Origin of the sequence: Streptomyces sp. NPDC088706 (genome assembly GCF_044752765.1) — a bacterium.
Lineage (GTDB): Bacteria > Actinomycetota > Actinomycetes > Streptomycetales > Streptomycetaceae > Streptomyces.
In genome coordinates, this window is record NZ_JBIVLW010000026.1 from 26,594 (window position 1) to 46,336 (window position 19,743).

The window sequence follows — 19,743 nt, forward strand, 5'->3', positions numbered from 1 at the left end:
CAGCCGGGTCAGGGGTGCAGCGAGGGCGCGTCGACCGAGTAGCCGCCCTGGGCGGGGACGGCGGGCGCGTTGCCGCCGGAGCTGAAGGGGAAGTCGCGGAGCTTGCGCCAGACGGCGTCCGCGCCCTGTTCGTACAGGGCGAAGGAGCCGCAGGTCCAAGCCGCCTCGTAGTCGGCGAGCTCCGCGTACGCCCGGTCCATCGCCTCTTCGGAGATGCCGTGCGCCACGGTGACGTGCGGGTGGTACGGGAACTGGAGCTCGCGCACCAGCGGCCCGGAGGCGTCCCGGACCCGCTTCTGGAGCCAGGAGCAGGCCGAGGCGCCCTCGACGACCTGGACGAAGACCACCGGGGAGAGCGGCCGGAACGTGCCGGTGCCGGAGAGCCGCATCGGGAAGGGGCGGCCGGCCGTGGCGATCTCGTCGAGGTGCGCCTCGATCGCCGGCAGGTCGGCCGCCTCCGCCTCGGTCGGCGGCATGAGGGTGACGTGGGTGGGAATGCCGTACGCGGCAGGATCCCCGAAGCTCGCGCGCCGCTCCTGGAGCAGGCTGCCGTAGGGCTCCGGGACCGCGATCGAAACGCCGAGCGTTACGGTCCCCACGTCGTTCTCCTCAATCGTCGATGGTCGGTTTCCGGTCGTACACCGCTGCCCGCCGCAAGTGTGGCCCCTCGGGCAGTGATCTCGCCAGGGTCCTTGGACTCAGTGCTTCGCGGGCAGGAAGCCCATCCGGTCGTACGTCTGCGCCAGGGTCTCGGCGGCGACGGCCCTGGCCTTCTCCGCTCCCTTGGCCAGGATGGAGTCCAGCGTCTCCGGGTCGTCCAGATATTCCTGGGTGCGGGCCCGGAAGGGGGTGACGAATTCCACCATGGACTCGGCCAGGTCCGTCTTCAGCGCACCGTAGCCCTTGCCCTCGTACTTCCGTTCCAGGTCCTCGACGGGGCTGCCGGAGAGGGTGGAGAGGATCGTCAGCAGGTTGCTGACGCCCGGCTTCTTCTCGGCGTCGTAGCGGATCACCGTGTCGGTGTCGGTGACCGCGCTCTTCACCTTCTTCGCCGTGGCCTTCGGGTCGTCGAGGAGGTTGATGAGGCCCTTCGGCGTGGAGGCCGACTTGCTCATCTTCACCGCCGGGTCCTGGAGGTCGAAGATCTTCGCCGTCTCCTTCAGGATGTACGGCGCGGGGATGGTGAACGTCTGCCCGAACCGGCCGTTGAACCGCTCCGCGAGGTCCCGGGTCAGCTCGATGTGCTGGCGCTGGTCCTCGCCCACCGGGACCTGGTTGGCCTGGTAGAGCAGGATGTCGGCGACCTGGAGGACCGGGTAGGTGAAGAGGCCGACGGTGGCGCGGTCGGCGCCCTGCTTGGCGGACTTGTCCTTGAACTGCGTCATCCGGGAGGCCTCGCCGAAGCCGGTGAGGCAGTTCATCACCCAGCCGAGCTGGGCGTGCTCGGGCACGTGGCTCTGGACGAAGAGCGTGCACCGCTCCGGGTCCAGGCCGGCCGCGAGCAGCTGCGCCACCGCGAGCCGGGTGTTGGCGCGCAGCTCGGCGGGGTCCTGCGGCACCGTGATCGCGTGCAGGTCCACGACCATGTAGAAGGCGTCGTGGGTCTCCTGCAGCGCCACCCACTGGCGCACCGCGCCCAGGTAGTTGCCGAGGTGGAACGAGCCGGCGGTGGGCTGGATCCCGGAGAGCACACGCGGGCGGGCGGGCACGCCGGTGCCGCCCGTCTGCGGCTGGTCGGCGGGGAGCGAGGGGCGATCAGAGGCCATGGGCCCATTGTCTCAGGTGCGGCGGCGATCTCCGGCAGCCGGTGCGGGGCGCAGCGGGGGCGCACCCGCTCGGGTGCGGGGCCGGGTACACACCGGGAGCACGCACCTGAGACGAAGCGCACATTCCGGCCGCCGGAGTGCGCGCGGGCGGGCGCGGGGTGGGGCACGGTAAACGCGCGCGGGCCGACGCGCGGAGCATGAGGGAGCGCGCGCGGGCGGGCGCGCCGCAGAGTGAAGGTTTCCCTGCGCCGGACGCGACCGACGATACAAAGTGGGCACCACCCCCGCCCTCGCCGCACGACGAACGGAGATCCCGTGTCGACCACGGAAACCGCCATCGCCTCCGCCCAGGCGCACAGCGCACACAACTACCATCCGTTGCCGGTCGTCGTGGCCTCGGCGCAGGGCGCCTGGATGACCGATGTCGAGGGGCGCCGCTACCTCGATCTGCTCGCCGGGTACTCGGCGCTCAACTTCGGCCACGGCAACCGCCGGCTGATCGACGCGGCCAGGGCCCAGTTGGAACGGGTGACGCTGACCTCCCGGGCGTTCCACCACGACCGGTTCGCCGACTTCTGTACGCGGCTGGCCGAGCTCTGCTCCATGGAGATGGTGCTGCCCATGAACACCGGGGCGGAGGCGGTGGAGACGGCGGTGAAGACCGCCCGGAAGTGGGGCTACCGGGTCAAGGGCGTCCCGGACGGGATGGCGAAGATCATCGTGGCCTCGGACAACTTCCACGGCCGCACCACGACGATCATCAGCTTCTCCACGGACCCGGAGGCGAGGGCCGACTACGGCCCGTACACCCCGGGGTTCGAGATCGTGCCGTACGGGGATCTCACCGCCCTCCGCGAAGCGATGACGGAGAACACCGTGGCGGTGCTGATCGAGCCGATCCAAGGGGAGGCCGGGGTGCTGGTGCCGCCGGCCGGCTATCTGCCCGGGGTGCGGGAGCTGACCCGGGAGCGGAACGTGCTCTTCATCGCGGACGAGATCCAGTCGGGTCTCGGGCGTACCGGCAGGACGTTCGCGTGCGAGCACGAGGACGTGGTGCCGGACATGTACGTGCTGGGCAAGGCGCTCGGCGGCGGGGTGGTCCCGGTGTCGGCCGTCGTCTCGTCGGCGGACGTCCTCGGGGTGTTCCGGCCCGGCGAGCACGGCTCCACCTTCGGCGGGAACCCGCTGGCCTGCGCGGTGGCGCTGGAGGTGATGGCGATGCTGCGGACCGGCGAGTACCAGGAACGCGCCGCCGAGCTGGGCGACCATCTGCACCGGGAGCTGGGGCTGCTGGCCGGCGGCGGCGCGGTGGAGACGGTACGCGGCCGGGGGCTGTGGGCGGGCGTCGACATCGCGCCCGCCCTCGGCACCGGCCGGCAGATCTCCGAGCGGCTGATGGAGGAGCGGGTGCTGGTGAAGGACACCCACGGCTCGACGATCCGCATCGCACCGCCACTGGTGATCAGCAAGGAGGACCTGGACTGGGGGCTCGACCGGCTGCGGACGGTGCTCAGCCGTTAGATCTCAAAGGGTTCAGGTCTCGGAGGATTCAGGTCGCAAAGGACTCAGGTCTCAGAGGACTCAGGTCTCAGAGGACTCAGGTCTCAGCGGATGATGTGGGGCAGGAAGCGGGCGTACTCGTCGGTGACCGGGCCCGCCGATTCCCGGATGCCGAGCCCGGCCGCCTCGTCCTGGACGACCCAGGCGCCGAGCACCACCCGGTTGCCGTCGAAGTCGGGCAGCGGCGCCAGCTCCTGGTAGCAGCACGGCTCCTCGCGCAGGACGGCCGGGGAGCCGGGTTCGTACAGGTCGACCCCGGCGCCCTCGCGGCCGAGCAGCGGTTTGGAGACGTACCCCGTCCCGTCGGGCCCGGCCAGCTCGCGGGGACCGTCGAGATAGGCGGGCAGCAGATGGGGGTGGCCCGGGTGGAGCTCCCACAGGATCGCCAGCAGCGCCTTGTTGGAGAGCAGCATCTTCCAGGCGGGCTCGATCCAGCAGGTGGTGCCGGAGCCGCCGCCGTTGTCGAGGGTGTCCAGCACCTGCGGGGCGAAGCGGTCCGTGGTCAGCCACTCCCACGGGTAGAGCTTGAAGCAGCTGCGGAGGAAGCGGAACCGGTCGTCGACGAAGCGCCCGCTCAGCCGGTCCCAGCCGATCTCCTCCACGGAGAGCGCCTCGGTCTCCAGTCCGGCCTGCTGGGCGGTCTCGCGCAGATACGCGACCGTCATCAGGTCCTCGCCCAGCTCGTCGCCGTCCGAGTGCGCGAAGTGCAGCGGACCCGGCGGCAGCAGGTGCGCCTGCCGCTTCCAGGCGTCGACCAGCCGCTCGTGCAGGGAGTTCCACTGGTCGGCGCCGGGGAACCGCTCCTCCATCCAGAACCACTGCGGGCCGGCCGCCTCCACCAGCGAGGTCGGGGTGTCGGCGTTGTACTCCAGCATCTTCGCCGGACCACTCCCGTCGTAGCGCAGGTCGAACCGCCCGTACACGGAGGGCAGTTCGTCACGGCGGCGCCAGGACTCGGCGACCAGGGACGCCAGTCGCGGGTCGGTGATGCCGAGGTCGGCGAAGCGGTCCCGCTCCACGATGTGCGCGGCGGCGGCCAGGCACATCGTGTGCAGCTCCTCGACGGTCTCCTCCAGCGCCTCGACCTCGGGCAGCGAGAAGACGTAGTAGGCGCTCTCGTCCCAGTAGGGGCGCAGCGAACCGTCCGGGTAGCGGGTGAGCGGATAGACGAGCCCCTGGGACTCGACGGTCTGCTGCCAGCCGGGGCGCGGCTCGATGGTGCGGCGCTCCACCGGGCTCAGCCTCCGCCGGACTTGGTGCAGCCGAAGCCGCCCCGGTCGACCGCCGACTTGTCGAAGCTGCCGCCCTGGACCTTGCCGTCGCCGCTCTTGCCGCCGTAGTAGTACGAACCGCTGCCGCCGCTGCGGCACTCGGAGTTCGGCAGGGTCCTCTGGGTCGAGCGGTCGGCGCAGCGCCGGTCGGGCTCCGATCCGCAGGACGTGATCGTCAGGGCGAGCAACCCCATCCCGCCGAGCACGACCGTGCTCGACCTCAACCGCCGTTCGGCCATGTCCGGTTCTCCCCCGTGGTACGTGACACGGTCCGGCACCCTGTTCGCCGCCGGACCACTTGTCAGACTAGTTCGCCGGTCAGCAGGATCGAAACCCGTGGGCTGGACCCCGGCTCCGTGGGGCGCCTACGGCAGCACCCGGCACAGCGCGTCCAGCGCTCCCGCCCACGCGCTCTCCGACGGCGACCCGTAGCCGATCACCAGTGCGTCGCGCCCGGCCGGGGCGTCGGGGTGCCGGTAGTTCGCCAGGCCTTCCAGCGCCAGGCCCTGGAAGGCCGCCGCCTGGATCACCGAACGCTCGGTGCCCGGAGGGAGTTCGAGGACCGCGTGCAGCCCGGCCGCGATGCCGCTGACCTCGACGCCCGGCGCGCGTTCGGCGAGCGCCGCGACGAGCTGGTCGCGGCGGCGCCGGTAGCGCAGCCGCATGGAGCGCACATGCCGGTCGTACGCCCCCGAGGCGATGAACTCCGCGAGCGTCAGCTGCTCGACGGTGCCGGTCATCCAGTCGGCCTTGCCCTTCGCCGCCACGACCTCCGCCACCAGGCCCCGGGGCAGCACCATCCAGCCGAGCCGCAGACCGGGGGCGAGCGACTTGGAGGCGGTGCCGAGGTGGACGACCCGTTCGGGGTCGAGTCCCTGGAGCGCCCCGACCGGCTGCCGGTCGTACCGGAACTCCCCGTCGTAGTCGTCCTCCAGGATCAGGCCCCCGGTGGAGCGGGCCCAGTCGACGGCGGCGGTCCGCCGGTCCGGATGGAGCGGTACGCCGGTGGGGAACTGGTGTGCCGGGGTGAGCAGGACCGCCCCCGTGCCGCGCATCGCGGCCAGCTCCCCGGTCCGTGAGCCGAGGGGGTCCAGCGCCAGCCGGGGGGTGGCGAGGCCGGCGCCGGTGAGGAGGTCGCGGTGCAGGTCGAGACCGTACGACTCGACGGCGATGTCCCGCACCCGGCGCTGCCGCAGGACCGTGCCGAGCAGCGTCAGCCCGTGGACGAAGCCGGAGCAGATCACGATGCGTTCCGGGTCGGCGTAGACCCCCCGGGCGCGGGCCAGGTACTCGGCGAGCACCGTGCGCAGTTCGGCGCGTCCGCGCGGGTCGCCGTAGTCGAACGCCTCGTCGGGCGCGGCGGTGAGCGCCTTGCGGGCGGCCCGGAGCCAGGCGGTGCGCGGGAAGGAGGAGACGTCCGGGGAGCCCGGCTTCAGGCTGTGGCCGGTACGCCGGCGGGCCGGGCGGGTGCGGGTGGCCACCGGGTCCGCCCGGCGCGGCGCGGACCGTTGCGCGACTCGGGTCCCCGAGCCCTGCCGGGCGGTGAGCCAGCCCTCGGCGACCAGTTCGGCGTAGGCGTCGGCGACCGTGTTGCGGGCGATGCCCAGGTCGGCGGCGAGCGCCCGGGAGGACGGCAGCCGGGCGCCGGGGGTCAGCCGCCCGCTGCGCACCGCCTCCCGCAGGGCCTCCATCAGCCCGCTGCGCAGCCCCGTGCCGACCGGTTCCAGGTGCAGGTCGGCGCCGAAAGTGGCCCAGGAATCCGTCATGGGAATGGACCATACCGGTGCGCCAACGGGCCCGTAGCGTCGATGCCATGACGACGACACCCGCACCGCACACCCACCCCCACAACGCCACCGACACCCCGTACGCCCCCGAGCACCCCGCCCGCATGCCGTGGGCCCAGCTGGCCCCCGAGGTCTACAAGGCGATGGTCCGGCTGGACGCCGCCTCCCGGAAGGGGCTCGACCCGCTGCTGCTGGAGCTGGTGAAGGTGCGGGCCTCGCAGCTGAACCGGTGCGCGCTCTGCCTGGACATGCACTCCAAGGACGCCCTCGCCGCGGGCGAGAGCGTCGAGCGGGTCATCCAGCTGAGCGCCTGGGACGAGTCGCGGCACTTCTACACGGAGAAGGAGATCGCGGCGATCGAGCTGACCGAGGCCGTCACCGTCCTGACCGACGGTTTCGTCCCGGACGACGTGTACGCACGGGCCGCCGCACACTTCGAGGAGACCGAGCTGGCCCAGCTGATCGCCGCGATCACGGTGATCAACGCCTGGAACCGCTTCGGGGTCGCCACCCGCCAGGTCCCGGGCCACTACACGCCCGGCGACCTCAAGCACTGACGGCCCGCGAGGCGGCTCGGCGGCCGCTGGCCCGCGAGGCGGCGCAGCGGCCGCGGTGAGCGGCGTGGACGCCGAGCGCCCCCGGCGGCGTGTGCTGCCGGGGGCGCTCGACGGGGTGCGGGTGCGGGTCAGATCAGGCCGAGCTCGCGGACCGCGTCGCGCTCCTCGGTGAGCTCCTTGACCGACGCGTCGATGCGCGCACGGGAGAACTCGTTGATGTCCAGGCCCTGGACGATCTCGTACTTCCCGTCCTTCGTGGTGACCGGGAAGGAGGAGATGATGCCCTCGGGGACACCGTAGGAGCCGTCCGACGGGATGCCCATCGAGGTCCAGTCGCCGGCGGCGGTGCCGTTGACCCAGGTGTACACGTGGTCGATGGCGGCGTTGGCGGCCGAGGCGGCGGAGGACGCGCCACGGGCCTCGATGATCGCGGCGCCGCGCTTGGCGACGGTCGGGATGAAGGTGTCGGCCAGCCACGCCTCGTCGTCGACGGTCTCGGCGGCGTTCTTGCCGGCGATCTCCGCGTGGAAGATGTCCGGGTACTGGGTGGCCGAGTGGTTGCCCCAGATCGTCAGCTTCTTGATGTCGGAGACGGCGGCACCGGTCTTGGCGGCCAGCTGCGAGATCGCGCGGTTGTGGTCCAGGCGGGTCATCGCGGTGAAGCGTTCGGCCGGTACGTCCGGGGCGGCGGCCTGCGCGATGAGCGCGTTGGTGTTGGCCGGGTTGCCGACGACGAGGACCTTGATGTCGTCCGCGGCGTTGTCGTTGATGGCCTTGCCCTGCGGCTTGAAGATGCCGCCGTTGGCGGCGAGCAGGTCGCCGCGCTCCATGCCCTTGGTACGCGGGCGGGCGCCGACGAGCAGGGCCACGTTCGCACCGGCGAAGCCGACGTTCGGGTCGTCGGTGATCTCGATGCCGCGCAGCAGCGGGAAGGCGCAGTCGTCGAGCTCCATCGCGGTGCCCTCGGCGGCCTTGAGGCCCTGCGGGATCTCCAGGAGGCGCAGGTTGACCGGCACGTCCGGGCCGAGCAGGTGGCCGGAGGCGATGCGGAAGAGCAGCGCGTAGCCGATCTGGCCGGCAGCGCCGGTCACGGTGACATTCACGGGAGTGCGGGTCATGGCGGTCTCCGTTAGACAGCTGGCGGTGGGGGTCCCGGCCCCTGGTGCCGGACCCTGGTGCGGGAGACCCCTTCGCGCCCGACCAATCTTGACGTGAAGAGATTTCCGGCGGCCAGGCTATCGGACCCGGCGGGGGTGGGCCGCCCACCCCCCTGTGGCACCGCACACAGCCGGTCACGCACCGCACGCGGGGCGCGGTACGTGCCGGGCAGCGACGCGGGGCGCGGTGCGTGCCGGGCAGCGGGGCTAGGAGGTGGTGCATCCCTTCGTGCCGGAGGTGAGCGTCGCGCAGGCCTTCGCGTCGGCCGCCTTCCGCACCGCGACCATCGGCGTGTACGCCTCCGTGGCACCCATGACCTCGCCGTCCTGCCCGTCCGCCGCCGCGCTCCCGGTGATCGTCACGGTGTCGCCGAGGCCCGCCTCGGTGAGCCGGGCCCAGGCGGCGGAGCAGACCTCGCTGTACCGGACCTCGACCCGGGCGCCGCCGACCTCGGCGGTCGAGACCGTACGGGCGTGATCGCCGCCGCATCCCATCGCGTCGGGGTTCTGCCCGGCGCAGTCGGCGCCCTGGCACTCGACGCCGGCCGGCGGTTGGGAGGGGGCCTTCTCGGTCGTGGGGGCGGCTGTCGGGGGCGGCGCGGTGGCCTTGGCGGGCTCATCGCCGCTGGGCGCGAGCATCAGTGCGCCGACGACCACGATCAGGGCTCCGGCCGCACCGACGGCGAGCCTGCCCGCCTGGCTGTGGCCGCCGGAGGACCGCCCCGAAGCGCCGCCACCGCTCCGCTTCGCGTCCGCCCGCCGCCCGCCCCGCGGCTGCGGCGGGACGGGGGGCGCGGTTCCGCGCTGGGCGGGGACGAAGGGGGCGCGCCCGCCGGTGCCGGGGGCATCGGGGCCGGGGGCATCGGGGCCGTACGTGTCGATGTCGTACGCGTTGGTGCCGTACGTGTCGGTGCCGGGGGCACTGGGGCCGTACGTGTCGGTGCCGGGGGCGTCGATGCCGTACGTGTCGATGTCGTACGCGTCGGTGCCGTACATGTCGGTGCCGAGGGCACTGGTGCCGTACGCGTCGGTGCCGGGGGCATCGGTGCCGTACGTGTCGGTGCCGGGGCGGCTCCGGCCGCCCGCCGCCGGGTCCGTCGTACCGAGCGCCTCGCGTGCCTGGCCGATGCGGATGGTCTCGTTCGCCAGGTGATGGCGCATCTCGACCCGCCTCCAGGCCCGCTCGGCCGGCTCCCACAGGGTCGTGAGGTGGTGCTGCGGGGTGCCCGTCACATCGGCGAGGGCCACGACGGCGCGACGAGGGGGGAGCAGATGGCCGTTCAGGTATCGATCCCAGGACGTCTCGCTGAATCCCGTGCGGTCGGCCACCGCGGTGGTGTTCAGCCCGCTGTGGTCCACGAGCCTGCGCAGCTGGCCGGTGAACTCCCTGATCTGCGGGTCGAGTTCTTCGGGCAGTGCCTTCCAACGAGGCATGGCGCCTCCCCCTTTGTATCCCCGGTGCATCCCCCGGACGGGCTCCCTGTGCCCCCGCCGCGGCCGGTCCCACCGGCCGGTGCGCCCCCCGACCGGTCCGCTGTCCGTCCGTCGCGCCGTGCCAGTCTGCCATCGTTGCGCGGCGATCACACCGTGCCGGAATGGTCACTTCCGTGCCACAGGCCACAGGGGAACCTTGTAGCGGCCTTCCATGTCCATGACGCTTGAGTCGGGACGGGGCAAGGCCGCTCATTCCGCCGTACACCGGGGCCCATCGCCCCGGAGCCCCGAACCGGCCGTCCGTCCCTCCTCGGGGGTGGGGACGGGCACCCCGGGCGGGCACCTCTTGACGGGTGTCCGCCCGGGCTCCGAGGGGCCTGCCGATCTAGCGGATCGTGAAGCGGACCGCGTCCTCCAGGATGGGGACGTCGAGCCATGGCTCCGGCTGGGCGACCAGCGCGAGCAGCACGATCAGGGTGCCCATCAGCCCGTACGTCACCAGGTCGGTGAAGCGGGACCGCACCGCGAGCATGCCGACCAACGGCACCACCCAGCGCAGCACCGCTCCGGCGATCAGGGCCGCGCCGATCAGGATGGTGCCGATGCGGAACGCCTCGGCGAACGGGTCCAGGGCAACGACCAGCAGCCCGGCGCCCGCCGCGCAGAGCACGGTGAGCAACGGCCACTGCCGGGCCGGAGCGGGCGCGTCGCCCGATGCGGCCCGGCCGCCGCCTTCGGGGCGGGCGGTGTCCCGTGTGAACAGGGGGAACCGCCGGGACCTGCGGGGCACGGGTGCCTCGCCGTCCGGAGCGGTGCCGGTGGAGCCGCCGCCCGGCTCTCCGGCCCGGAGCCCGTCCGCGCTCACGCCTTCGGCCGGGCCGGAGCCCGGTTCCCCGCGCCCGGCCGCGGCCTCGCCCGGCTCCGCGTCCCGGGCCGCCGGGGCGCCGCCCGCCGCGACGGAATCCGGTCCGCCGACTGCCGGGCCCGCCGCGACGGAATCCGGTCCGCCGACTGCCGGGCCCGCCGAGGCGGAAGCCGGGCCCGCCGCGGCGGAAGCCGGCCCCGCCTCGGCCGACCGGCCCGCCGAGGCGGGGTCGGCCGGACTCGTACCAGCACCCATGGGGTTCCCTCCGGATCCGGCCGTCAGCCCGCGGCAGCCGCGTCGGCGGCCTCGGCTGCGGTCCGCTCGGCCGCCTCGACCACGTTGACCAGCAGCTGGGCGCGGGTCATCGGGCCGACACCGCCGGGGTTCGGGGCGACCCAGGCCGCCACCTCGCGGACCCCGGGGTGCACATCGCCGACGATCTTGCCGTTCTCGTCCCGGCTGACGCCGACATCGAGCACGGCCGCGCCCGGCTTGACGTCCTCGGGCCTGATCAGGTGCTGCACGCCGGCGGCGGCCACGATGATGTCGGCCTGCCGCAGGTGGGAGGAGAGGTCCCGGGTGCCGGTGTGGCACTGAGTCACCGTGGCGTTCTCCGACTTGCGGGTCAGCAGCAGCGGGATCGACCGGCCGATGGTGACACCGCGTCCGACGACCACGACGTGCGCCCCGTTGATCTCCACGCCGTGCGCGCGCAGCAGCTGGACGACGCCCTGCGGGGTGCAGGGCAGCGGGCCGGTCTCGTTGAGGACGAGGCGGCCGAGGCTCATCGGGTGCAGCCCGTCGGCGTCCTTCTCCGGGTCCATCAGCTCCAGGACACGGTTGGTGTCGATGCCCTTGGGCAGCGGCAGCTGCACGATGTAACCCGTGCACTCCGGGTCGGCGTTGAGCTCCCGTACGACGTCCTCGATCTCCTCCTGGGTGGCGGTGTCGGGGAGTTCGCGCTGGATGGAGCCGATGCCGACCTCGGCACAGTCGCGGTGCTTGCCCTTGACGTACCAGCGGCTGCCCGGGTCGTCCCCGACGAGCAGGGTGCCGAGGCCGGGAGTGATCCCCTGCGCCTTGAGGGCCGCCACACGGACGGTCAGATCGGATTTGATCGCGGCAGCGGTGGCCTTGCCATCGAGAATCTGGGCAGTCATGGACCCATCCTCGCGGATGACCCCGCCCGCATACCAATTGCCTGTGCCCCAGCTGTGGCCGAGATTGCACTTGCACAACGTCCCACGTCCCGGACTGGACAAACGCGGGTCGCGCTTATAACGATGAAGGCCGCGGTTGTACGGGGGGTGGGCCGCTGACATCGTCCTTCCTCCGTGTGGCCATCCGTCCCCACACGTCTGTTGAAGGAACACCCCTTATGAGCTTCGGCGACCCCAACAACCCGTACGGGCAGCAGCCCGGCCAGCCTCCCCAGGGCCCGCCGCAGGGTCAGCCGGGCTACGGCTACCCGCAGCAGGCTCCGCAGGGTGTTCCGCAGCAGGGCTACGGCTACCCGCAGCAGCAGTCGGGGTACCCGCCGCCGCAGGGGTATCCGCAGCAGCCCGGCCAGCCCTACGGCGGCGGCTATCCGCAGCAGCCGGGTTACGGCGGCGGCATGCCGGAGCTGGCGCACTGGGGGCTGCGGGCTGGCGGCATGATCATCGACGGGCTCATCATCGGTGTGCCGTACCTCGTCTTCGTCGGCATCGGCGGCTCCATGGGCGACGCGGCGGGTGGCGTCATGGCAATGATCGGTGTGCTGCTGATGATCGGCCTCTCCCTCTGGCAGCTGTACAAGGAAGGCACCACCGGCCAGACGATCGGCAAGAAGGCCGTGGGCATCCGCCTGCTGCGCGAGGCCGACGGCCGTCCGCTGGGCTTCGGCATGGCCTTCGTGCGCCGCCTGGCCCACTTCCTGGACAGCCTCGCCTGCTACATCGGCTGGCTGTGGCCGCTGTGGGACCAGAAGAAGCAGACGTTCGCGGACAAGGTCTGCTCGTCGGTGGTCGTCAAGGCCGGCTGACGCCCGCACCACCGGTCACGAAGGCCGCGCCCGCACCACCGGGCGCGGCCTTCGCTCGTAGGGGACCGGGGCCGCGCCCCTTCCCGGTACGGGCCCGGCGCCGCGCTCAGTCCCCCCGTACGCCCGGGATGTCGGCCGGCTCCGGCGTCGTACGCTCCATCACCACGAAGCTGCCGCCCCGGTGCTTGAGCCGGTACCGGGCCTCGGGGTGGAGCTGCCGGGCGTACGCCACCGGGTCCTGGATCGGCCGCGACCAGCCGAAGTCCAGGTTGATGGCGACGATGTCGGGCGCGGTGCCCGGGGCGCCGCCGATCCAGTAGACGGTCCGGTCGGAGGTGAGATGCGCCATGAGCGTGATGTCCGTCTCGACCCGCGACCCGGCCGGGATGGCCTCGATCGCCGCCCGGGCCGCTTCGGTGCGGGCGTCGGTGCGGTAGGACTCCGGGCGCAGCAGGTCGCGTAGCGGCAGGTGCTGGGTCATGGCGACGGCGATCGCGGTGGCGACGGGGACGGCGGCCTTCGCGTACGAGACGAGCCAGGGGTGGTGCGAGGCGCGGCTGCGGCGGACGCCGTCGGCCATCGCCAGGAAGAGCACCGGCATCAGGATCGCGCTGTAGTGCCAGACCATGCCCCAGTGGTTGCTGTCCTGCGACAGCAGACGCCAGCCGAGGGTGGGGACGATCAGCAGCGTCAGGGGGGAGCGCAGCGCCATGAACGCGGTGACGCCGATCAGGAAGACCAGCATCTCGATCTTGACGGAGGAGTTCAGGACGCCGAGGACCGAGTCCAGCAGCGAGACGTCCTGCTCGCCCTTCTTGTCGATCTTCTGCCAGTAGTCGTACGTCCCCGCGCTGCTGGCCGCCGGGATCAGCACCATGAGGGTGACCACGAAGGCGGCCACCCCGAACGCGGCGAGCAGCGCGCCCTGGAGGCGGCGCCCGTACACGAACAGCAGGAAGCCGACGACGGCGACGGTGGCGCCGAGGTCCTCCTTGACCAGGACCAGGGGCAGCGACCAGAGCACGGCGGCCGTCCACCGCTCCAGGAGCAGCGCCCGGCAGACGAGGGCGAGCAGCGGGACCGCGAAGGCGATCTCGTGGAAGTCGGACTTCACCGCTTCCTGGATGCCCCAGGAGAGGCCGTACGCGACGGTGACGCAGAGCCCGGAGCGGCCGCCGAGCAGCTGCTGGGTGGTGCGGCCGACGATGACCGCGCCGAGCGCGAAGAACGCGGCCTGCGCGAGGAGCAGGGACTCGGCCGAGGGCCAGAGCCAGTACAGCGGGGCCAGCAGCGCGACGATGGGGGAGAAGTGGTCGCCGAGGATCAGATAGCCGGGACCCTTGATGTCGACGATCGGGGCTCCGAGGCCGGCGTACGCCCGTACCTCCTGCTCGAAGATCCCGAGGTCCCAGGAGGGCGAGCCGAACCGGCTGTACTGGAGGTGGGAGTAGAGGAAGTAGAGGGCGCACAGGATCGCGGCGGCGATCAGGTACGGCCGCAGGGGTACGCGTTCGGCGGCGGTGGTCTCCGTGTCCGGCGAGCCGGCCACCGGGCGGGTCCGCGGCCCCGGCCGCTGGGCGGGCAGGCGTCCCGGACCCGGCCGGTCCGTTCCACTCTTGTTGAGCTCAAGCACGGTGACTGCCCCCGCTAGGGATTGCTACGGCCGTTCATCGGATACGGCCGTTCATTAGAACAGAGCGGCCAAACCGTTCCGTACGACGGACGTGGCGGACGCGACCGAGGCCGCACCCCGTCGCGCGTGGGGGTGCGGCCTGCGGAGTGCGGGTCAGGTCGGTCGAGTCCGGTCGGGTCCGGTCCGGTCGGGTCCGGTCCGGTCCGGTCGGGTCCGGTCCGGTCCGGTCGGGTCCGGTCCGGTCGGGTCCGGTCCGGTCGGGTCCGGTCCGGTCCGGTCCGGTCCGGTCCGGTCCGGTCGGGTCCGGTCCGGTCCGGTCAGGTCAGGTCAGGTCAGGTCAGGTCAGGTCAGGTCAGGTCAGGTCAGGTCAGTGGAAGAAGTGGCGCGTCCCGGTGAAGTACATCGTGACGCCCGCCTTCTTCGCCGCCTCGATCACCAGCTCGTCGCGGACGGAACCGCCGGGCTGGGCGACCGCCTTGATACCGGCGGCGGTCAGGATCTCCAGGCCGTCGGGGAACGGGAAGAAGGCGTCGGACGCGGCGTACGCACCGGCCGCCCGCTCCGCGCCCGCCCGCTCGACGGCGAGCTTGGCGGAGTCGACCCGGTTGACCTGGCCCATGCCGACGCCGAGCGAGGCGCCGTCCTTGGCGAGCAGGATCGCGTTGGACTTGACCGCGCGGCACGCCTTCCAGGCGAAGGCCAGCTCCTTCAGCTCCGCCTCGGACAGCGCCTCACCCGTGGCGAGCGTCCAGCCCGCCGGGTCGTCGCCCTCGGCCTGGAGGCGGTCGGTGACCTGGAGCAGCGCCCCGCCGTCGATGGGCTTGACCTCGGTCTCGGCGGCCGGGGCCCCGGGGGCGCGCAGCACGCGGATGTTCTTCTTGCGGGCCAGCACCTCTACCGCGCCGTCCTCGTACGCCGGGGCGACGATGACCTCGGTGAAGATCTCCGCGACCTGCTCGGCCAGCGCGACCGTCACCGGGCGGTTGACGGCGATGACCCCGCCGAAGGCCGAGAGCGGGTCGCAGGCATGGGCCTTGCGGTGCGCCTCGGCGACATCGTCGGCGATGGCGATGCCGCACGGGTTGGCGTGCTTGATGATCGCCACGCACGGCTCGGCGTGGTCGTACGCGGCCCGGCGCGCGGCGTCGGTGTCCGTGTAGTTGTTGTACGACATCTCCTTGCCGTGCAGCTGCTCCGCCTCGGCCAGACCGCCGGTGCCCGAGGTGTAGAGGGCGGCGGGCTGGTGCGGGTTCTCGCCGTAGCGCAGGACGTTCTTGCGCGTGAGGGCGTCGCCGAGGAACTCGGGGAGGCCCGAGTCGTCGGCGGCCGCGTAGCCGTCGGCGAACCAGGAGGCGACGGCCACGTCGTAGGCGGCGGTGTGCCGGAACGCCTCGGCGGCCAGCCGCTTGCGGGCGGTGAGGTCGAAGCCGCCGGCCCGCACGGCGGCGAGGACGTCCGCGTACCGCTCGGGGCTGGTCACCACGGCGACGGAGGGGTGGTTCTTGGCGGCGGCGCGGACCATGGAGGGGCCGCCGATGTCGATCTGCTCGACGCACTCGTCGTCGAAGGCACCGGAGGCGACGGTCTCCTCGAACGGGTAGAGGTTGACCACCACCAGGTCGAAGGGCTCGACCCCGAGCTCGGCGAGCTGCTCGCGGTGGGCGTCCAGGCGCAGGTCGGCGAGGATGCCGGCGTGGACGCGGGGGTGCAGCGTCTTGACGCGGCCGTCCAGGCACTCGGGGAAGCCGGTGAGCTCCTCGACCTTGGTGACCGGCACGCCGGCGGCGGCGATCCTCCCGGCGGTGGAACCGGTGGAGACGAGCTCGACGCCCGCCTCGTGCAGACCGCGGGCGAGGTCTTCGAGCCCCGTCTTGTCGTAGACACTGACCAGGGCGCGGCGGATGGGCTTATTCACCGACATGACCGAGATGAACCTTTCGTCCCTCAATGCGATGGCCGTCACGGGCGATCCGCCCCACGGCCTCGACGAGCAGTGTGCGCTCGACTTCCTTGATGCGTTCGTGGAGGGCGGCTTCGCCCTCCGGGGTGTCCGCCTCGGTCACCTTGACCACGCCCTGCGCGATGATCGGACCGGTGTCGACACCGTCGTCGACGAAGTGGACGGTGCAGCCCGTGACCTTGACGCCGTACGCGAGTGCGTCACGCACTCCGTGGGCGCCGGGGAAGCTGGGCAGCAGAGCGGGGTGGGTGTTGACGGTCCGGCCGCCGAAGGCGGCGAGGAACACGGGGCCCACGATCTTCATGAAACCGGCGGAGACGACGAGGTCCGGGCGGTGCTCGGTGACGGCCGCGGTGAGCGCCGCGTCCCATTCGGCACGGGTCGCGTGGTCCTTGAGCTTGCACACGAACGTGGGGATTCCGGCGCGCTCGGCCCGCTCGGCCCCGCCGGTCCCGTCGCGGTCCGCTCCGACCGCGACGATCCGCGCTCCGTACGCCGCCGGGTCGTCGCCGATGGCGTCGAGCAGGGCCTGGAGGTTCGTACCGGATCCGGAGACCAGCACGACCAGCCGGGCGGGAGGGACGGAGGGAGGCGGGGAGGCCACGTCTGGGCCCTTTCTCGCGTGGGTGAACGCGTGGTGACGCAGGTGCGGAGGTGCTCTTTGTAGGGTCGTACGAAAGAATCGCCCCGCCCGATACGGGGAACCCTACGAACGGGCCGACCGTCAGCAACGATACCGGCACACCCGGCGGCCCCCACGGGACGGGGGCCGGGCCGGGAGGTAGCGTCAGGGGACAGCGAGCCGTCCACCGGGCGGACGAACCGTCCTTCGGACGGACATGACGAGATGGGGAAGACGTTCACCACATGCCGGACCGACGCCGTCGCACCGCCTTCCGCCTCCCGTTGCCCGCGCGGGCCGCTCTGCTGACGCGGGATCGCCACTCCTCCTCGCCGGACTCCCCCTCGGGCTCCTCACCCGCCTCCGGCCCCTCCGGCTCGGGTTCCTCCGGTTCCTCCGGCTCCCCCTCGTCGCCGGACGCACCTCCCGCGAAGCCGGCCGACGACAATCCGTTCGCCCCGCCGCCGGCCGGTCGGCCGGACCAGCCGTGGCAGCCGCGCCACCCGTCGGGTTCGTCCGCCTCCGGTTCCGGCGAGAACGGGGACGAGGGCTCCGGTGGCCGCCCGTCCTGGGGCAGCCAGTGGAGCAGCAAGCAGCCCGGCCGGGGCGGCGGTGGCTTCGGCGGCCGCTCGGGCCCGAACGGCACGGGCGGCAAGGGCGGACCCGACGGCGGCCCCGGCGGACTGCGCTGGGACCCCACCGACCCCGTGCAGCGGCGCGCCCGCTACGCGGTGCTCGGCGGTATGTGGGCCTTCTTCTTCGCGCTCTTCGACTTCCCGGAGATCGCCCTGCTGCTGGGCGCGCTCTCCGTGTACTGGGCCGTCAGCTCGCTGCGCGGCAAGCCGAGGAACCCGGCCGCGCCGGACCGTACGGCGGTCGGCGGCGGGGCGACGGCCACCGGCGGCGGAGTGCGCGCCGCGGGTGACGGTGGCGCCTCCCCGGCGGCGACCGCGCCCCAGGGCAACGGCCGCCCGCAGACCACGGCGGCGATCAGTGGTCTGGTGACCGCCCTGCTGGCCCTGATCATCGTGATCACGACGTTCACCGTGCAGCTCGTCTACCGCGACTACTACACCTGCGTGAACGACGCCCTGACCAAGACCGGCGCGCTGTCCTGCAACGACCAGCTGCCGAAGCCGCTGGAACCGCTCTTCGGCGTCAAGGAGTAGCGCCCCGGCCCTCCTCCGCGCCGGCGGAGGTGCCGTCGGCGGGCTTCGCCGGCGCCTCGTCGGAGCGCAGGGCGGCCGGGACGCGGGCGGGGAACTCGGCCATCAGTCCGCCGGAACCCTGCTTGAGGGAGGCCCACCGGGCCTCCCTCGCCTCTTTCTCGTGCCAGGGGTCGGTCGCCTCTTTCTCGTGCCAGGGGTCGGTCGCCTCTTTCTCGTGCCAGGGGTCGGTCGCCTCTTTCTCGTGCCAGGGGTCGGCCGGCTCCTTCCCGTGCCAGGGGTCGGCCGGCTCCTTCCCGTGCCAGGGGTCGGTGGGCAGGAAGTCGTACGGCTCGAAGCCCGCCTCGTCCGTGGCCGCAGCGCCGGCCGGGGCCGCCCCCGCGGCAGCCGCCTGGCCTTCCTCCACGGCTCCCTCGCCCGACCCGCGCTTGCGCCACGGCGCCCACCAGTGGCGCCGTGGCCGGTCGGTGGCCGTTTCCTCCGGCGCGGGGCCGGGCCCGCGTTCCGGTTGCTGCCGGACGGGCTTGGCCTCGACGGGGGCCTCCTCCGTGCCGCCCGCTTCCGGTACGTCCCGGCGCCAGGCCCAGTCCGGTTCGCGCAGCCGCCACACCCGCAGGAGCAGGGCCGCCGGTACGCCGATGGCCGCCGTCCAGACCAGCGCCGCCGGCCCGGTCAGCCACCACACGGGCCCGAACGCGCTGAGCGCCCCGGTACCCAGCGGCCCGCCCGCCACCGCCGTGAGCAGTGCCGTCAGGGCTCCGCACCCGAGCGCGGCGAGGCCGGTGACCAGCGCCGTCCCGCGCGCGCTCCAGGCCCGCGCGCGGGGAGCGTCGGCCGGGGCCGCCCGGCTCACCGCGCACCAGGCGACCGTGAGCGCGGCCACGACCGGCACTGCGAAGGCCGCCCAGTTCAGCGGGGAGGCCGGGCCCTCGGCCGGCAGCGCCGCCAGCAGCGGGAAGTGGGGCACGGCGGGGTCCCCGGCGAGGCCGAGGGGGGTGGCGGTGGCCCCCGTACCGAGCGCGAAGCCGGGGCCGAGTCCGTACGAAGCACCCCACAGCGCGGCGTTCGGCACCAGCGACGCGGCGAGCAGGAGCACGGCGAACCGCCCCGACCAGTCCCCGGAGAGCGCCAGGAAGGAATTCTGTGCCGCCGCAGCGTTCCGCCCCAGGGCCACCGCCACCAGGAGCGCGCCGCCGCCGAGCAGCGTCGCCGCCCCCAACGCGGCGGCCCGGCACACGGCCCCGGCCCGGTCGCGGAAGAGGGTCCGCGCGACGGCCTCCTGGAGTACCAGGGGTGACCAGGACGGCAACGCTCCGAGCGGGCGCCCGGCCGCCGTCCACACCCCGGCCGCCGCCGAACCGGCCACCACCAGCGCCACCGGGAACGCCAGCGTCTCCGGGACGACGCGCAGCGACCCGCCCCGTGCGTAGGCCGCCGCCCCCGCCGCGACCAGCAGGTATCCCGCGGTCACCGCGCAGAACGCACCGGCCCGCGGAGGGCTCGGCAGTCCCTCATCCGGCTCCGCCGCATCGCGCGCCGCCCGGTGGGCCAGCCAGACGGGACCCGCCGCGAGGAGCAGCGGAACCACGCCGACCGGAGCCGGCACGCCGCTGAGGGTGTCGGGCCGGACGAGTTCGGCACCGTGCGCGAGCAGCCAGACCCCGGCCGCCGCGCGCAGCGCGCCGCCCGCTCCGCTGTCCGGGTACGGGGAGCTGATCCAGAGCAACGTCACCAGCACCGCCAGCGAGCCGAGACCCAGCCCGGCGGCCGCGCCACCCCGCAGAAAGGCGGAGGCCAGGGCGAGGGTCCTGGTCCGCTCGGACGGCAACATCGAGCCGCGTTCGGTCATTTGGGTCACGCCGCCCATGCTGCCAACGACACGCGCTTATCCCGCGTAACGCGCGAACAGCCGCCGTGTCGCCCAATATACGTTTATGTACTT

The 19,743-nt window shown here is 73.0% G+C and carries 17 protein-coding genes; 4 read left to right on the plus strand and 13 right to left on the minus strand.

The window, feature by feature from the left end; genetic code table 11:
- Positions 1-8: 8 nt before the first annotated feature.
- Both ACIQAK_RS31795 and trpS read right to left on the minus strand, forming a co-directional pair.
- The gene (locus tag ACIQAK_RS31795; protein WP_366390903.1) at positions 9-599 is read right to left on the minus strand and encodes a 2'-5' RNA ligase family protein; all 591 of its coding nucleotides are present in this window, start codon (positions 597-599) and stop codon (positions 9-11) included.
- A gap of 99 nt (positions 600-698) precedes the next feature.
- Entirely contained in the window at positions 699-1,691 is a 993-nt protein-coding gene (trpS, locus tag ACIQAK_RS31800; RefSeq protein ID WP_366390931.1) for a tryptophan--tRNA ligase, read from the minus strand.
- A gap of 390 nt (positions 1,692-2,081) precedes the next feature.
- Here trpS and rocD point away from each other — a divergent pair, with 390 nt between their 5' ends.
- Positions 2,082-3,287: an ornithine--oxo-acid transaminase gene (gene rocD / locus ACIQAK_RS31805; RefSeq protein ID WP_366390902.1), complete on the plus strand. Its 1,206-nt coding sequence runs from the start codon at positions 2,082-2,084 to the stop codon at positions 3,285-3,287.
- An 83-nt stretch (positions 3,288-3,370) separates the two neighbouring features.
- On the opposite strand, the gene ACIQAK_RS31810 is transcribed toward rocD, so the two are convergent.
- The 3 genes from ACIQAK_RS31810 to ACIQAK_RS31820 all read right to left on the minus strand — a co-directional run bounded on the left by ACIQAK_RS31810 (position 3,371) and on the right by ACIQAK_RS31820 (position 6,363).
- The gene (locus ACIQAK_RS31810; protein ID WP_366390901.1) at positions 3,371-4,558 is read right to left on the minus strand and encodes a glutathionylspermidine synthase family protein; all 1,188 of its coding nucleotides are present in this window, start codon (positions 4,556-4,558) and stop codon (positions 3,371-3,373) included.
- Positions 4,559-4,563: 5 nt separating this feature from the next.
- Positions 4,564-4,836: a hypothetical protein gene (locus tag ACIQAK_RS31815; RefSeq protein ID WP_366390900.1), complete on the minus strand. Its 273-nt coding sequence runs from the start codon at positions 4,834-4,836 to the stop codon at positions 4,564-4,566.
- A gap of 126 nt (positions 4,837-4,962) precedes the next feature.
- Positions 4,963-6,363, minus strand: a complete 1,401-nt coding sequence (locus tag ACIQAK_RS31820; RefSeq protein WP_366390899.1) for a PLP-dependent aminotransferase family protein — start codon at positions 6,361-6,363, stop codon at positions 4,963-4,965.
- 47 nt (positions 6,364-6,410) lie between these two features.
- Between ACIQAK_RS31820 and ACIQAK_RS31825 the strand changes: the two genes are divergently transcribed.
- Positions 6,411-6,941 carry a carboxymuconolactone decarboxylase family protein gene (locus ACIQAK_RS31825; protein ID WP_366390898.1) on the plus strand — a complete coding sequence of 177 codons (531 nt, stop codon included), beginning with the start codon at positions 6,411-6,413 and terminating at the stop codon, positions 6,939-6,941.
- A 128-nt stretch (positions 6,942-7,069) separates the two neighbouring features.
- Here ACIQAK_RS31825 and ACIQAK_RS31830 read toward each other — a convergent pair whose 3' ends face one another.
- From ACIQAK_RS31830 to ACIQAK_RS31845, 4 genes are all read right to left on the minus strand, one after another.
- Positions 7,070-8,059 carry a malate dehydrogenase gene (locus ACIQAK_RS31830; protein WP_366390897.1) on the minus strand — a complete coding sequence of 330 codons (990 nt, stop codon included), beginning with the start codon at positions 8,057-8,059 and terminating at the stop codon, positions 7,070-7,072.
- A gap of 246 nt (positions 8,060-8,305) precedes the next feature.
- Positions 8,306-9,532: a DUF2690 domain-containing protein gene (locus ACIQAK_RS31835; protein ID WP_366390896.1), complete on the minus strand. Its 1,227-nt coding sequence runs from the start codon at positions 9,530-9,532 to the stop codon at positions 8,306-8,308.
- A 385-nt stretch (positions 9,533-9,917) separates the two neighbouring features.
- Positions 9,918-10,652 carry a DUF3017 domain-containing protein gene (locus ACIQAK_RS31840; protein WP_366390895.1) on the minus strand — a complete coding sequence of 245 codons (735 nt, stop codon included), beginning with the start codon at positions 10,650-10,652 and terminating at the stop codon, positions 9,918-9,920.
- A 23-nt stretch (positions 10,653-10,675) separates the two neighbouring features.
- Positions 10,676-11,557 carry a bifunctional methylenetetrahydrofolate dehydrogenase/methenyltetrahydrofolate cyclohydrolase gene (locus ACIQAK_RS31845; protein WP_366390894.1) on the minus strand — a complete coding sequence of 294 codons (882 nt, stop codon included), beginning with the start codon at positions 11,555-11,557 and terminating at the stop codon, positions 10,676-10,678.
- Between the two features lie 218 nt (positions 11,558-11,775).
- Here ACIQAK_RS31845 and ACIQAK_RS31850 point away from each other — a divergent pair, with 218 nt between their 5' ends.
- Complete coding sequence (locus ACIQAK_RS31850) at positions 11,776-12,420, plus strand: RDD family protein (RefSeq protein ID WP_366390893.1); 645 nt, start codon at positions 11,776-11,778, stop codon at positions 12,418-12,420.
- A gap of 106 nt (positions 12,421-12,526) precedes the next feature.
- Here ACIQAK_RS31850 and ACIQAK_RS31855 read toward each other — a convergent pair whose 3' ends face one another.
- From ACIQAK_RS31855 to purN, 3 genes are all read right to left on the minus strand, one after another.
- Positions 12,527-14,053 (minus strand): DUF2079 domain-containing protein, encoded by a 1,527-nt coding sequence (locus tag ACIQAK_RS31855; protein ID WP_366390892.1) that lies wholly within the window; start codon positions 14,051-14,053, stop codon positions 12,527-12,529.
- 367 nt (positions 14,054-14,420) lie between these two features.
- Positions 14,421-15,974 (minus strand): bifunctional phosphoribosylaminoimidazolecarboxamide formyltransferase/IMP cyclohydrolase, encoded by a 1,554-nt coding sequence (gene purH, locus ACIQAK_RS31860; protein WP_366390891.1) that lies wholly within the window; start codon positions 15,972-15,974, stop codon positions 14,421-14,423.
- Positions 15,961-16,617 carry a phosphoribosylglycinamide formyltransferase gene (gene purN, locus ACIQAK_RS31865; RefSeq protein ID WP_366390890.1) on the minus strand — a complete coding sequence of 219 codons (657 nt, stop codon included), beginning with the start codon at positions 16,615-16,617 and terminating at the stop codon, positions 15,961-15,963. Before purN ends, purH begins: the two co-directional genes overlap by 14 nt.
- Before the next feature lie 263 nt (positions 16,618-16,880).
- Between purN and ACIQAK_RS31870 the strand changes: the two genes are divergently transcribed.
- Positions 16,881-17,804, plus strand: a complete 924-nt coding sequence (locus ACIQAK_RS31870) for a hypothetical protein (protein ID WP_366390889.1) — start codon at positions 16,881-16,883, stop codon at positions 17,802-17,804.
- Here ACIQAK_RS31870 and ACIQAK_RS31875 read toward each other — a convergent pair.
- Positions 17,794-19,650: a DUF6350 family protein gene (locus ACIQAK_RS31875; RefSeq protein WP_366390930.1), complete on the minus strand. Its 1,857-nt coding sequence runs from the start codon at positions 19,648-19,650 to the stop codon at positions 17,794-17,796. The genes ACIQAK_RS31870 and ACIQAK_RS31875 overlap by 11 nt on opposite strands.
- Positions 19,651-19,743: the final 93 nt, after the last annotated feature.